Source organism: Streptomyces sp. Wb2n-11 (genome assembly GCF_001049855.1).
GTDB classification, from domain to species: Bacteria; Actinomycetota; Actinomycetes; order Streptomycetales; family Streptomycetaceae; genus Streptomyces; species Streptomyces altiplanensis.
Genome location: NZ_CVPB01000001.1, coordinates 6,836,015 through 6,850,297, shown reverse-complemented (window position 1 = coordinate 6,850,297; position 14,283 = coordinate 6,836,015). Strand labels below are relative to the sequence as shown.

At 72.8% G+C, this 14,283-nt stretch carries 9 protein-coding genes and 2 pseudogenes; 4 read left to right on the top strand and 7 right to left on the bottom strand.

The window, feature by feature from the left end; all coding sequences use genetic code 11:
- Nucleotide 1 precedes the first annotated feature (1 nt).
- The gene (locus BN1555_RS31195; RefSeq protein WP_093802501.1) at nt 2-1,258 is read left to right on the top strand and encodes a sulfate adenylyltransferase subunit 1; all 1,257 of its coding nucleotides are present in this window, start codon (nt 2-4) and stop codon (nt 1,256-1,258) included.
- A gap of 28 nt (nt 1,259-1,286) precedes the next feature.
- Here BN1555_RS31195 and BN1555_RS31190 read toward each other — a convergent pair whose 3' ends face one another.
- From BN1555_RS31190 to BN1555_RS31175, 4 genes and pseudogenes are all read right to left on the bottom strand, one after another.
- On the bottom strand, nt 1,287-1,916 hold the full coding sequence (locus tag BN1555_RS31190; protein WP_093802500.1) for a hypothetical protein: 630 nt from the start codon (nt 1,914-1,916) through the stop codon (nt 1,287-1,289).
- 106 nt (nt 1,917-2,022) lie between these two features.
- Nucleotides 2,023-2,772 (bottom strand): annotated as a pseudogene (locus BN1555_RS31185) (alginate lyase family protein); the annotation flags it as partial.
- Nucleotides 2,773-2,982: 210 nt separating this feature from the next.
- Nucleotides 2,983-3,696, bottom strand: a pseudogene (locus tag BN1555_RS31180) (ATP-binding protein); the annotation flags it as partial.
- A gap of 315 nt (nt 3,697-4,011) precedes the next feature.
- The gene (locus BN1555_RS31175; RefSeq protein WP_093802498.1) at nt 4,012-4,713 is read right to left on the bottom strand and encodes a TetR/AcrR family transcriptional regulator; all 702 of its coding nucleotides are present in this window, start codon (nt 4,711-4,713) and stop codon (nt 4,012-4,014) included.
- A 107-nt stretch (nt 4,714-4,820) separates the two neighbouring features.
- On the opposite strand from BN1555_RS31175, the gene BN1555_RS31170 reads away from it, so the two are divergent.
- Entirely contained in the window at nt 4,821-5,756 is a 936-nt protein-coding gene (locus tag BN1555_RS31170) for an alpha/beta fold hydrolase (protein WP_093802496.1), read from the top strand.
- Between the two features lie 119 nt (nt 5,757-5,875).
- Here the strand turns inward: BN1555_RS31170 and BN1555_RS31165 are convergent, their stop codons facing one another.
- Entirely contained in the window at nt 5,876-7,060 is a 1,185-nt protein-coding gene (locus tag BN1555_RS31165; protein ID WP_093802495.1) for an NAD(P)/FAD-dependent oxidoreductase, read from the bottom strand.
- 154 nt (nt 7,061-7,214) lie between these two features.
- On the opposite strand from BN1555_RS31165, the gene BN1555_RS31160 reads away from it, so the two are divergent.
- A complete protein-coding gene (locus BN1555_RS31160; RefSeq protein WP_093802494.1) occupies nt 7,215-10,145 on the top strand; it encodes a DHA2 family efflux MFS transporter permease subunit in 2,931 nt (976 codons plus the stop codon).
- A 102-nt stretch (nt 10,146-10,247) separates the two neighbouring features.
- On the top strand, nt 10,248-11,342 hold the full coding sequence (locus BN1555_RS31155; RefSeq protein ID WP_093802493.1) for a DNA glycosylase AlkZ-like family protein: 1,095 nt from the start codon (nt 10,248-10,250) through the stop codon (nt 11,340-11,342).
- Nucleotides 11,343-11,405: 63 nt separating this feature from the next.
- On the opposite strand, the gene BN1555_RS31150 is transcribed toward BN1555_RS31155, so the two are convergent.
- On the bottom strand, nt 11,406-11,795 hold the full coding sequence (locus BN1555_RS31150; RefSeq protein ID WP_255306278.1) for a DUF427 domain-containing protein: 390 nt from the start codon (nt 11,793-11,795) through the stop codon (nt 11,406-11,408).
- A 52-nt stretch (nt 11,796-11,847) separates the two neighbouring features.
- Nucleotides 11,848-14,136, bottom strand: a complete 2,289-nt coding sequence (locus BN1555_RS31145) for a non-ribosomal peptide synthetase (RefSeq protein WP_093802491.1) — start codon at nt 14,134-14,136, stop codon at nt 11,848-11,850.
- Nucleotides 14,137-14,283 lie beyond the last annotated feature (147 nt).

Here is a 14,283-nt window from a genome sequence, read left to right as displayed (position 1 = left end):
CATGACGATCGACACGTTGCGCTTCGCGACGGCCGGCTCCGTCGACGACGGCAAGTCCACCCTCGTCGGCCGGCTGCTGCACGACTCGAAGTCCATCCTCACCGACCAGCTGGAGGCCGTCGAGGCGGCGTCCCTCAAGCGCGGCCAGGAGGCGCCGGACCTGGCGCTGCTGACCGACGGCCTGCGCGCCGAGCGCGAGCAGGGCATCACCATCGACGTCGCCTACCGCTACTTCGCCACCACGCGCCGCCGGTTCATCCTGGCCGACACCCCCGGCCACGTGCAGTACACCCGGAACATGGTCACCGGCGCCTCCACCGCCGAGCTGGCCGTCGTCCTGGTCGACGCCCGCAACGGCGTCGTCGAGCAGACCCGCCGGCACGCCGCCGTCGCCGCCCTGCTGCGCGTCCCGCACGTGGTGCTCGCCGTCAACAAGATGGACCTCGTCGACTACGCCGAGCCCGTCTTCGCCACGATAACCAGTGAATTCACGGCCTACGCGGCCGCGTTGGGGATTCCCGAGATCACCGTCATCCCGATCTCCGCACTGGCCGGCGACAACGTGGTGGAGCCGTCCGCGCACATGGACTGGTACGGCGGGCCGACCGTCCTGGAACACCTGGAATCCGTGTCCGTCGGTCACCTGCCCGACGACGAACCGGCGCGGTTCCCGGTGCAGTACGTCATCCGGCCGCAGACCGCCGAGCACCCCGACTACCGGGGTTACGCAGGCCAGATAGCGGCCGGGGCGTTCCGGGTGGGCGACCCGGTGACCGTGCTGCCGTCGGGCCGCACCAGCACCATCGAGGCCATCGACGTCCTCGGCCGGGCCGTGGACGCCGCCCGGGCCCCGCAGTCGGTGACCGTACGGCTCCTCGACGACATCGACGTCTCGCGCGGCGATCTGATCGCCCCGGCCGACGCCGCGCCCGCGGTCTCGCGGGAGTTCGGCGCCCTCGTCTGTCACGTCGCGGACCGGCCGCTCACCGCCGGGCAACGGGTGCTGGTCAAACACACCGCCCGCACGGTCAAGGCGATCGTCCAGGACATCCCGTCCCGGCTCACGCTGGACGACCTCTCCCACCACCCGGATCCCGGCCGGCTGGTCGCCAACGACATCGGCAGGGTCGTGGTCCGCACCGCGGAGCCGCTCGCGCTCGACGCGTACGCCGACTCGCGCCGCACCGGCTCCTTCCTCCTCATCGACCCCGCCGACGGCACCACGCTCGCGGCCGGCATGGCCGACGGCACCGGGTGAGCCCCGCCCCGTCGGGTGGCCCCCGCGGTCACGGAGCCCGCAGGCCGGCCAGGGCCGGTCCGCGGTGCGCGGGGGCGGCGTTGCCGGCGGACGGATCGCCGGGGTGCCGGGGCGCGCCGGCCCGCCGTGACGCTCGGACGCGCGAGCGCTGCGGCACGTCCGCCGGGTCCGGCGGTTCGGCGCGGGTGACGTACTGCGGGACCGGCGCGGTGTCGGTTTCGGTGCCTGTGTCGCGTACGTACCCGTACCGCGCCGGCGCCTTCGCCGGGTCCGGCGGTTGCAGCAGGTCCTCGGTGACCGCCTCGCGGGCGACCGGCATGACGACGAGGTTGCAGTCGGCGCCGCGCTCGTTCTGGTGCAGGGTGACCGAGCCGTCGACGTAGTAGTACTCGTTCTGCCACATCTGCTGGGCGCCGGCGGGCAGCACTGCGAACCCGGTGGCCGGGGAGCCCGTCCAGGTGTGCGGCCGGCCGGCCGCCGAGGGCTGCTGGTCGTCCATCCGGCGCCCGCCGCCGGAGGCGACGTAAAAGAGCTTCCCGTCGAGCCCGGTCCAGGTGGGCATGGCCACCGCGCCGGGCCGCTCGGCCGGGACGAACTGCCGGCGCACGAGGACGTAGCCGCGTCCGCCGAGGGTGACGGTGTCACCCCGGTGCTCCATCACCGCCTTCGGGCCGCCGCTGCTGGTCAGACCCGGCACGGGGCGCGGCACCAGCGCGAGACCGGCCAGCAGCCGCTCGGCCGGCACGACCGGTCCGGACGCCGGCGATGGCCGTGATGTACGGGACGGAGAGCCGCCGGCGCCGGGCGTAGTGGTGGTGGAGGAGGTCCCACACCGGGCGGATCCGACCGCGGCCGTCCTCGGAGATCACGGTCTGTTCGCGGTACACGCAGTTCGTGCCGGTGCCCCAGGTGTACGGGGTGAGCGGCACGTCCTGGCCGAGGTTGTACCTGGCGACGTACTGGGCGGCCTTCGTGAAGCGGTTGCCGCCGTAGCCGTACAGGTCGTCGCCCTGGTTCCACGCCCTCTCGCAGATCGCGCCCCTCCGGCCCATGCCCATCATGGTGTGGCCCTGGTCGCGGCCGGACTCCTGCCACTGGCCGAGCCCGCCCGGATGGAGGAAGGGGACGGCCTTCCTGATCGAGCCGTTGCCCGCGCCGTTCTTGAAGCAGTCCACGGCCTGGTCGTACTTCGCCGTGTCGTCGCAGAGAATGCCGATCGCCATGACGGACGCCATGGTGCACAGGTTCCAGTCGGCCCAGTAGTTGGTGACGCAGGCACCGTTGTGCCGGGTGAGGAACTGGTGGTTGGGGGGGTAGAAGACCTCGCGCAGCATTTTCCGGAACCGGGCGAGGTCGAAGCCGGGGCAGCCGCGCATCAGATCGGCGGCGTTGGCGAACTGGTAGCCGTGGATACCGGCGGCCAGGAACCGGTCGGCGTTGCCGGTGACCGTGGTGAGCGTCGTCGGCCAGGCGTTGAGGATGTCGCGTGCCGCGTCGCCGTGCGCCGCGGTGCCCGCGACCGTGAGGCCGCCGCCGATCTGGAGGAGGCTGCGGCGGCTCAGCGCGCGGTGCTTGTTGTCCTGACCCATGAAGGGGCTCCTGTTGTCGCGTGGGGGCCAAAAACGCTCAGGAGACGTACGGGAAAGACCCCGGATAACAAGAAAGTCGTACAGAGAAGCCTGCGGCCTCTTCACGTACAGCGGCGGCGGAGACAGCGAGCGGCTTCAGGTGAGGAGGCCTTCGAACGAGGCTTCCTCCACGGGGAGCGCCCGCTCGGCCCAGATGGTCCTGCCGCTGCCGCAGGGCCGGGACCCCCAGCGGTCGGTGAGCTGGGCCACCAGCAGGAGTCCGCGGCCGCCCTCGTCATAGGTACGGGCGCGGCGCATGTGGGGCGAGGTGCTGCTCGCGTCGGAGACCTCGCAGATGAGGGAGCGGTCGCGGATGAGCCGCAGCTGAATGGGGGCGCCGCCGTAGCGGATGGCGTGGTGACCAGTTCGCTCACGACGAGTTCCGTGACGAACGACGCCTCGTCGAGTCCCCAGTCGGTCAGCTGCTCGGTGGCGTACTGCCTCACGCGGCCGCCCCATGGTCACGGAGGCGTGGATGCCGTGCCCGACCACGTCCCCGACGACCAGCCCCACCCGGGTCCCGGACAGCGGGATCACATCGAACCAGTCCCCGCCCACGCCCGCCTCGGAGCGCGCGGGAAGGTAGCGGGAGGCGAACTCGACCGCCACCTGCGCCGTCATCGCCCGCGGCAGCAGACTGCGCTGCAGCGTCAGCGCGGTGGTGCGCTCCCGCGTGTACCGGCGCGCGTTGTCGACGCACACGGCCACCCGGCCGGCCAGCTCCTCGGCCAGGGACACGTCGTCCTGGTCGAAGGGGTCGGGGTGCTGGGGGGTCAGCTGCCGTACGAAGGCCGCCACCCCCAGATATGTACAGGAACGATCCCACCGGGGAGCAGCATCAAGCCAGGCCGGCGCCGATCAGGACCGCGGACCCCGGGGGCCGCCCGCGTGCGAGGCACTCTTCGCCGTACGGTCGGCGACCAAGTCCGCGCGCCGGGTGGCGGGGGCCCTGGCGCAGAGGGTGAACCGTCGGTTCCGCCGGCAGGCCGCGCGAACAGGAGCCGGGGATCAGGGGCCGCGTCGCCCCGGCCCCACCGCCCTCCTCCGCCACTGCGCCGAAGGCCCGGCCCGGGTCCGGTGCGCCTGGGCGCCCCGGCCGGCGGGACGCGCCGGACGAAGCGCCCGTCAGGAAGGGTCGGGGGCGATGAGCCCGGCGAGCACCCGTCGCATCATCCGTTCGAACAGGTCCCGCGGGACCTGTGCCGGGTCCGCCCCGGTGCGGTCGGCCATGGCGGCCGCGACATGCGGATGCCCGCCCCGGGAGGCCGCTTCGCCCAGATAGGCGGCCTGCGCCGCCTGGCGGCTCGCGTGTCCGCCGCTCGTCCGAAGTTCCGTCCGGGCGAACTGGGCGACAAGGGCGTTCATCAGAGCGACGATCTCCATCCTGACCCGCCCGGACAGCGGCGCGGGGGCCAGCGCCCTCAGCGCGTATTCCAGGTAGTCCAGGCCCCGGGGACCCAGCCGGAGAGGTTCCGGCGGAACGTCGGACAGCCAGGGGTGCCGCAGGTGGACCGCCTTGGTCCGGGACGCGAGGGCGACCAGGTCCTCGACGGGATCACCGCCCAGCGGGACGTCGAGGCCGACCTCTCCCACCACCGCGTCCGTCATCAGGTCGAGCAGGTCGTCGCGGCTGGAGATGTAGCGGTAGAGGGACGCCTGACCCGTGCCCAGCGCCCTGGCGACCTGGCGCGTGGACACGGCCGCCAAGCCGCTCCGGTCCGCCAGCTCGACGGCGACAGCGGTCAGCTCCGCGCGGCTGTGCACAGCCGCGGGGCCGCGGGCGCCGCGTTCGGGCCGCGCCCAGACCGTCACGTGTTCCTGCGCCAAGTCGTCGGCCTCTCTCGTCCGGTCTCGTCCGGCATCCGGCCTCGCCGGCCTCGTGTCGCATCCCCCATAGTAAATCGCGAACGCTGATCGCAATTATGGGAGGCCCCATGTCCTCGTCATCGGCCGGCCCGTGGAGTCCGGTCCGCTGGGCCGAGAACGGCACGGTCCGGCTCGCTTTCGACCGGTGGACCGAGCGGGTGGGCGGTGATCCACTCCTGCTGGTCACAGGCCTGGGTGCGAACCGCCAGTGGTTCCCGGACGGGCTGTGCCGGATGCTGGCGGCGCACGGTTTCGCGGTCGCCCGTTACGACCAGCGCGACGGCGGGGAGTCGACCCACCTGCCGCCCACCGCCCCCCGAGGCCCCATCTCCGCGCTGTTCAGGAAGCGCGGAGAGGCGTACACCGCCGAGGACATGGCAGATGACACCGTCGCGGTCATGGACGCCCTGGGGTGGTCGTCGGCGCATCTGCTGGGTGTCTCACTCGGTGGTGCCGTCGCACAGCGCGTCGCGCTACGACACCCGGACCGTGTCCGGACGCTCACGTCCATGGCCTCCGTCCCCGGAGACGCCGCGGGTCTGCGGACCATGCGGTACATCCGGCTGAGGACCCTGGCGAAGTTCGCCGGCCTGAAGTTCCCCGACACCCCCGAGGGGAACATCGCGGCCGGCGTCGCCGTCTCCCGTCTCCTCGCCTCGCCGAACCGCCCCTTCGACGAGACGGCGGCCCGGGAAGGCGCCGCGCTCAACATCGACGGCGGCGTGCGGGACCAGCAGGCGCAGGGCCGTCAGATCGGCGCACAGTGGCACGGCCGGAGGATCGGCGCCATAACGCGGCCCACCCTTGTGCTCCACGGGGAAGACGACCCCCTCATCAAGCCCGGAGCGGGAAAGGCGATCGCCTCCCGGATACCCGGCTCGCGCCTGGTGCTCCTGCCCGGAGTCGGTCACGAGCTTCCCGAGCCCGCGTGGGAGAGCGCCGCCACCGAGATCCGCAGACTGGCCGACACCACCCGCCACCCGCCCGCGCGGCCCGCCGGCTGAAGCACCCGGACCCGCCGGCACGGGCGCTCACCCGCCACCTGAAGCGCGCCCCGGCGCCGTCCGCGGCGGGCCGGCCGTGTGGTTTCTGCGGCCGGAACCACCGCGCGGCGGGCGACCGGTCACGGTTTCAGCAGCGCCAGCAGTTCCGGGGTGTAGAGCTCGGACACCGGCCGCAGGCCGGCGACCGTGTTGAAGTACCGGCGGACGTGGTCGGGGCTCGACGACACCGCTTTGAGCAGCATCCGGCGCTTGTCGCGCGCCGAAGCCTCTGCGACCAGCAGCGTCGCCCGGTAGTTCTCCATGAAGGTCAGGTCGCGCTCCTCGGCGAAGTCCTTGAGCGCCACGTCCAGCGCTTCGTCGGAACCGAGGCTGTCGCCGACCCGGTCGACGAGCATCTGTGCCTGGGCGAAGGCGTCGCCGATACCGCGGGCGGTGAGGGAGTCCTTGTGGTGGCCCGCGTCGCCGATGAGGGCCCAGCCCGGCCCGTGCGCCTGGCGGAAGAAGTTCTGCTGGTCACCGGTGCCGTAGAGGCGATCGACCTGCTCGGCGTCCTCCAGCTTGGCGTACAGGCCGGGCGCGTTGTCCCGGATGTTCTCCAGGTACGCCTCCTGGGCCCGGGTCCTGACCTCGGTGAAACGCTGCTGCGGGTAGTAGGCGGAGATCAGTACCGCGTCGTTGGTGGGGACCGCCGAGACCCAGCCCGTGGGGCCCTCGTACAGTTCGAAGTGGGTCTTCGGTCCCTTCCAGAAGGTGTAATAGGCACAGGTCAGCTTGGGGTGCTCCACTGTCTTGGGCGCGCCGGTGAGTTCGGCGACCGTCGAGCGCATCCCGTCCGCGCCCACCACCAGGCGGGCCCGTTCGACGGACTGGACCCCGTCCGCCGCCAGGCGGACACCGCGGACCCGGCCGTCCTCCTCGACGAGTCCGGTCACCGCGCAGCCGTCGCGGAACTCCACCCCGGCGTCGACCGCCGCCTCCACCAGGATGCGGTCGAGGATGCTGCGGCGAGGCGCGTACGCGGCGGTGACACCGTCCACCGGGTCGGCGCACCCCTCCACCCTGATGTCGTCGCCGAGTTGGTAGACGACGTGGCCCAGAGGGGGGCACCCGGTCGCCCTGACCGCGTCGAGCAGGCCCCAGCGCTGCAGTTGCAGGACACCGCTCTGCTGGATGTAGAGGGTGGACAGCTTGTCGGCGGGGAACGCCGACTGGTCCACCATCAGAACCCGGTGTCCGGAGCGCGCGAACTGCATTGCCGCAGGCGCTCCCGCACAGCGCGCGCCCACCACGATCACGTCAAACATGCCGTCATCCCCACGTCTTGGCGCCACTGTTCGGAAAGTACGCTAAAGGCGTTCCGCCGGTGTGTTCTGCTCACGAGTGAGCGGCCCCGCGTTCCGTCACTCGGGACAGTGGGAGCCGCAGGTGTACTCGGCTCTCCGGAGGAGTGACAGGCCCATGGCAGTGAAGCAAGGGGTTCGGGCAGCGCGGCCCGCCCGGACCGGACAGCGCACGGGGCTTGCGCTGACCGTGATCGCCCTGTCGCAGCTGATGGTGGTGCTGGACGCCACCATCGTCGACGTCGCACTGCCGAGCATGCAGCGCAGCCTCGGCATATCGACCGGTGCGCTGAGCTGGGTGGTCAACGCCTATGTGCTGGCCTTCGGCGGGTTCCTGCTCCTGGGCGGCCGCGCCGGTGACCTGCTGGGCCGCAGACGGGTCTTCCTCGCGGGCGTGGGTCTGTTCACCGCGGCCTCGCTGCTGGGGGCGCTGGCGAACTCGGCCGCGATGCTGCTGGCGGCACGGGCGTTGCAGGGTGTCGGCGCCGCGGTGATCGCTCCGACGGTCCTGGCGCTCATCACCACCAACTTCCGTCAGGGCAGCCGCCGCAACAAGGCGTTCGGGGTGTTCAGCGGCATGTCGTCGGCCGGCGCGATCGTCGGTCTGCTGGCGGGCGGTGTGCTCACCGAGTGGCTGTCCTGGCGCTGGGTGCTGGCCGTGAACGTCCCGGTGGGTGTCCTGCTGGCGGTGCTCGCCGTCCTGTCGATCAAGGAGACGCCACGCCGCCGCGGCCGGTTCGATCTGCCCGGCGCGGTGCTGTCGTCGATGGGCATGGCGGCACTGGTGTACGGGCTGAGCAACGGGCACCGGTACGGCTGGGGCGAACCGGTGACGCTCGGTTCGTTCGCCGCCGCGCTGCTCCTGCTCGTCGCCTTCGTCGCCGTCGAGGCCCGTGCGGAGCAGCCGATCGTGCCGCTGCGGATGTTCGTCGACCGTACCCGCTGCGGCGTCTACTTCGTGGCGTTCGCGCTGACCGGCGCCTTCATGGGGATGTTCTTCTTCCTGACCCTGTTCATGCAGGTGGTGCTGGGGTACAGCCCGCTGCGCACCGGTATGGCCTTCCTGCCGGTCATGGTCTGCATCCTGATCAGCGCCCGGGTCACGGCACAGGTGCTGCTCGCCCGGTACGGCAAGAGGAAGCCGCTCGTCGCGGGGATCGCCCTCAACACCGTGGCCATGCTCTGGCTGGCACAGTTGTCGCCGGAGAGCAGCTACCTGGGCGAGCTGCTCGGGCCGCTGCTGATCTTCGGCATCGGCAACGGCCTGATGTTCGTACCGATGACGGTGATCGCCGTCTCGGGTGTGGAGGACCACGAGGCGGGTTCGGCCTCCAGCCTCTTCGACGCCATGACGCAGATCGGCGGATCGGCCGGGCTCGCGGTGCTCGTCGCCGTGTTCGGTTCGGCGGGGGCCCATGGCGGGGCGGACTCCGCCGCCGCCCTGACCGAGGGGATCGACACCGCGTTCCTGGGCGGAGCGGTACTCGGGGCCGCGGCGCTGCTCGTCGCGGTGCTGCTGGTGCGGCCGGTCGCCCCCAAGCAGCGGTTCGCGCCCGAGCTCCTGGGGATCCTGGCCGAGCGTTCGCCGGACCGGGTGCCGATCACGATGGAGGGCGGCACCTTCGTCGGCTACGCCGAGTGGGACCGGCGGTCCAACGCCGTGGCGCACGGGCTGATCGCGAAAGGCGTGCGCAAGGGCGACCGGGTCGCGCTGTTCTTCGAAGGCACCGATTGGTCGGGCTATGCCATCGCCTACTTCGGGGTGCTCAAGGCGGGCGCCGCGGCCACCCATCTCAACAGCACGCTGGAGGCGGCGGAACTGACCCGGCGGCTCGGCCACGCCGAGGCGGTCGGCATGATCCACAGTGCGGAGATGCCGGCCCCGCCGGCGGTCCCGCCGGGCACCTCGCTGCGGTGGCTCACCACGGTCGATGAGCTGGACGGCGGGCAGTACGGCCCGGTCGACGTCACGATCGCCTCGTCCGACGTGGCCGACATCCTCTACACGTCGGGCACGACGGGACCGGCCAAGCCGCTCACCAACCCGCACGGCAACCTCAGTTACGGCCGGGGGCCCGGCGCGGTGCTGCAGGAGACCTTCACCAGCTCCGCCCCGATCCTGACCCCCATGCCGCTCGGTACGGTGTTCAGCGCCGGAACCGTCGGCATCTTCGCCCTGACCACCACCGCCCCGATCCTGGTGTGCCCGGCGGACGACGTGGAGCTCATGGGCGGCCTGATCGAGCGTCACAAGGTGGGTTCGGTGATGCTCACCCCCTGGAACGCGATGCAGATGGCCGACACACGGGTCGGCGACCGGTACGACCTGAGCAGCGTGACCACCATCGGCATCGCGTCCGCGCAGCTGCCCGGCTCCTACGCGGAGCGGCTGCTGGACATGATGCCCGAAGCGGAGATCATGACCGCGTACGGCGGCGGTTCGGAAGCGGTGCCCGCCAGCATCGGCACCGACTACGACCCGAGCCGGCCCACGCGGGTGGGCAAGCCCCGGCCGGGGACCCTGCTGCGGCTGCTCGACGAGGCGGGGAAGCCGGTGCGCCGCGGCGAGGTCGGTGAGGTGTGGCTGCGCACCAGGGCGCCCAAGCGGCTGCATCTGGACCCGCGGCTCAACGAGGTGACGCACGTGGACGGCTGGACCCGCACCGGTGACCTGGCCTACCTCGGGCCGAGGAAGGAGGTGTACTTCTTCGACCGCGGCAACGATGCCATCCGCACCGGCGGCCGGCTGGTCTCCTCGGTCCAGGTCGAGAACGTGCTGTACGACCACCCGGCCGTGCGCGAGGCGGCCGCGGTCGCCGTGCCCCACCCCGAACTCGGCCAGGCCGTCGTCGCCGTGGTGTGCACGTCCGACCCGGCCGCGGACGGTGCGGTGCTCCGCGCCTTCGCGGCCGAGCGCCTCGAACCCCACCAGGTGCCGCTGACGGTCCATGTGGTCGGCGAACTGCCGCGCGGGCCGATGGGGAAGGTGCTGAAGCGGGAACTGCGGGAGCGCTTCGGCAGCGGACTGTCCGAGGTCGGGCAGGTGTAGCGCCTCCTGCCGCCGGTGTCCTTCCGACAGGCCCCTCAAGCGCCCTCGCCGGCGCGGCCGGGGCCTGTACGGTTCGGACAACGCGCACGGAGGAGGCAGCAGTTGACCGGCAAGCACCGCGTCGAAGTGTCACGGGAGCAGGTCCTGGCCCACCGGGTGGCGGTCCACGGTTTCGACCGCTCGTCCCCTGCGCCCGGGGTGCTGGTCCTCGGGGTGCAGGACACCCCGAGCGGTTCCGCGCGTACGGCGCTGGCCGCGAGGGGCGCCACCGCCGACGGACTGGAGCTCGTGTGGTCGTTCCGCGGGGCGCCGCACCTGCACCGGGCCACCGATCTGCCGGGGCTGGCCACCGCCCTGTGGCCGGTGGACGACGCGGACGCCACGGCGCGGATCAACACCGCCGTGATCAAGGAGGGTGCCAAGCTCGGCCTCGGGGCTTTCGAAGCCGCGGCCCGCGCGTTCCGTGAAGCGGTGACCGCGCCGATGGCCAAGGGGGAGGTCAGCACGGCGGTCAGCGCCGCCGTTCCCCCGTCCCTGACCTACCGGTGCGAGCCGTGCGGCGCCCGGCACGTCTCCGGCCTGCTGTTCCAGCAGGCGGGGCTCTTCGGATCGGTACGGGTCGGCGCGGAGGGCGGCCGGACGGTGCTCTCACCGCTGAGGCGGCGTTTCCCCGTTCCGGAGTCGGCCACCGGGACGGCGGCTCTGGTGGAGGCCTACCTCCGCTTCCTCGGTCCGGCCACGCCCGCCGAAGTCGCCAAGTACCTGGGAACCAAGCCGGCCGTGGTCAGGAAGGTATGGCCGCAGGACCTCGCCGAGGTGTCGGTGGACGGCCGGCCGGCGTGGCTGCCGGCCGGCGACCTGGATTCCCTGGTCTCCGCGCGAAGCGGCGAGGCGGTGCGGCTGCTGCCGCCGGGCGACCCGTTCCTCCAGGCGCGCGACCGTGCGCTGGTCGTGCCCGACAAGACCCGTGAGAAGGAGGTCTGGCGCGCCATCGGAGGTCCCGGGGCCCTGCTCGTCGGCTCGGAGATCTCTGGCACCTGGCACGCCAAGTCCGCCGGCCGCAGGCTCGACGTGACCGTCACACCCTTCGGTCCGCTGCCGACCGCGGTCCGCGAAGCGCTGGACGCGGAGGCCGCGCGGGTGGCCTCCGCCCGTGGCGCGGCCGAGGCCCGGCTGCGCGTCGGCGACGGCGCGTAGCGGGCGGGCCGGCCGCGCGGCGCCGTCGTCGGTCCGCGGACCGGGCGGGGCCGCGCACCTCGCTCAGACCACGTCGCCGTCGTCGGGCCGGGCGACGACGGTGACCCGCGCGTGCCGGTCGTAGAAGGCCAGATGACCCCTGATCACAGCGACCTCCCCGATCGGTTCCTGGTACGCCCAGGCGACGGCCGGGCGCGTGGCCTGCGCGGGGCCGCCGGCCGCGGTGCGGGCGCTCCAGTAGGAGGCCTCTCCCTTGAAGGGGCAGGTCGTCCGCAGGTCGGCCGGTTCGAGCAGGTCGAAGCGCACGTCGGCCGGCGGGATGTAGTAACGGTCGGGCAGGCCGGTCTCCTTCAGCAGGACCGGCCGCCGGGACTCGGCGACGACCTCTCCCCCGATCTCGACCCGGACGTGGTGTGCGACGGGGGCCGCCTCGACCCGGTGGAGCGCGTTCACGGGAATCCCTTCCGGGACGGCCATCGCCGCCCCTGTCCGAACCCATTGTTTCTCACCGCTCGCCGTCCAGGGCCCGCAGACGTCCGGCCAGCCGGTGCACGCTCGGGTGGTCGAAGAGTTCGGCCACCGGCAGATGCGGGTCGATGAGCTGCACGATGCGCATCGCGGCCAGCGAGTCGCCGCCGACCGTGAAGAAGTCGTCGTCCGGGCCGTGTTCCGCGTCGAGGACGGCATGCCACGCGTCGGCGACACGCCGCTCCCACGGATCGTCCGGCCCGGCCGCGCCGCCTTCCGCGCCGCCGCCTGTCCGGGGGACGGCGGGCAGCGCGGCGCGGTCCACCTTCCCGTTCGGGGTGAGGGGCAGGGCGTCCAGCAGCACGACCTGGGCGGGGACCATGGCGGAGGGCAGCAGGCCGGCCGTGTGCTCCCGCAGTTCCTGGCCGGTCACCCGGCTGCCGGGGTGCGCGACCGCATAGGCCACCAGGCTCCTGTCCCGGTCCGCCGCACCGCGAGCGGCCACCACGCAGGACTTCACCGCCGGGTGCCGGGCGACGGCGGCCTCCACCTCCCCCGTCTCGACCCGCACGCCCCTGATCTTGACCTGGAGGTCGATCCGGCCGAGGAGTTCGAGCCGTCCCGCGTCGTCGTAGCGGGCGAGGTCCCCCGTGCGGTAGAGACGTTCGCCGCTCACCGGTCCGTGGGACCAGACGGTGAAACGGTCGGCGGTGAGCTGTTCGTCGCCGATGTAGCCGCGGGCCAGGCCGTCACCCGCGAGGTACAGCTCGCCGGCCACGTTGACGGGCACCGGCCGGCGCTCGGCGTCGAGCACATAGGTGCGCTGGTTGGCCATCGGCCGGCCGTAGGGAATGCTCGTACGGTGCCGCTCGCCGTGGGACACCTCGTGGACGGTGGAGTGGATGGAGGCCTCCGTCGCGCCTCCGAGGGCGATGAAGCGGAGGTCCGGTGCGTGGACGCGGACACGGTCGGGGAGGGACACGGGGATCCAGTCCCCGCCGGACAGCGAGAGCCGCAGTGACGACAGGTCGGTGTCCCGGGCCCGTTCCGCATGGGTGATCAGCAGCTCGAACAGGGACGGCGCAGAGTTCCAGACGGTGACGCGGTGCCGGCGGACGAGGTCGGCCCAGTGGGAGGGGTCCTTGTGGCGCGCCGGGTCCGGGAGGACCACGGTGGCGCCGGAGACGGTCGAGCCGAGGAACTCGTACACCGACATGTCGAAGCCGAGGGACGACAGGGCCAGTACCGAGTCCCCCGGTCCGACCTGGTAGCGGGTGTTGATGTCGAGCAGGTTGTTGAGCACTCCCGCGTGGCGCAGCGCGATCCCCTTGGGCCGGCCCGTCGAGCCCGAGGTGAAGATGATGTAGCAGAGGTCGTTCCCTCCGACGTGGCCTTCCGGAGGGCCCTCCGGTGCCGCGGTGTCCGTGTCCGTGCCGGTGTCCCCGCTGGTGCCGGTGCCGAGCCGGACGACGCGCTCGGCCGGCAGGCCGGTCACCCCGACCGGTCCGTCGCGGATGACGAGGGCGTGGCACCGCGCGTCCGCGAGCATCGTCCGCAGCCGCTCGGCCGGATAGCCCGGATCGAGCGGTACGAACGCGCCACCCGCCTTCATCACGGCCAGCGCGGAGACCAGGAACTCCGGTGAACGGTCCAGCAGGAGGCCCACGCGGGCCTCGTTCCGGACACCCAGCGCGCGCAGCCGGTGAGCGAGCCGGTTCGCCGCGCGGTCGGCCTCGGCGTAGGTCACCCGCCGGTCCTCGGTGACGACGGCGGTCCTGTCCGGGTGCCGGGCGGCCTGCCGGGCGAAGGCGCCGTGCAGGGTGCCGTCGTGCAGGGGCAGCCGGACGGCGGTGTCGTTCCAGTCCACCAGCATCGTGCGCAGCTCGGGTTCCGTCAGCAGCGGGAGCCGTCCCAGCGGCAGTCCGGGGTCGGCCACGGCACCTTCGAGGAGGGTGCGGTAGTGGCCCAGCAGGCGGCGGACGGTCCGGGCGGTGAAGAGCGCGGCGTCGTAGGCGGCGTCGAGACGGACCGGTTCGCCGTGTTCGACGACGACCCGCAGGCAGATCTCCCCGTAGGGCGCGGGCGGGACGTCCGGCGCGGTGTCCACGACGAACCCCGCACCCGCCTCCGGTGTCCCCGTGGCCGTCCGCTCCGGCGCCCGGCCGAGCAGCACGTGCGTCTGCCGCACCAGCTCCGCGAACGGCACCGAGGGGGCCGTGCCGACACCGAGCACCGCAGGGCCGGGCCCGTGCGCCGGCAGTCCGACGGCCACACGGGGCCACGCCGTCCAGCGGGCCAGCACCGCGGCGTACGCGGCCAGCAGCACCGCCTCCGAGCCGGTTCCGGTGCGCTCCGCCGCGGCCCGGACCAGGGGCCGAGCTTGGCGAACTCCGCGTGTCCGCCGCCGGGTTCGTGCGCCGGGCGCGGCACGTGTGCCGCGGTCCTCGGGTGGTCGGCCGGCAGTCCGGCGGCC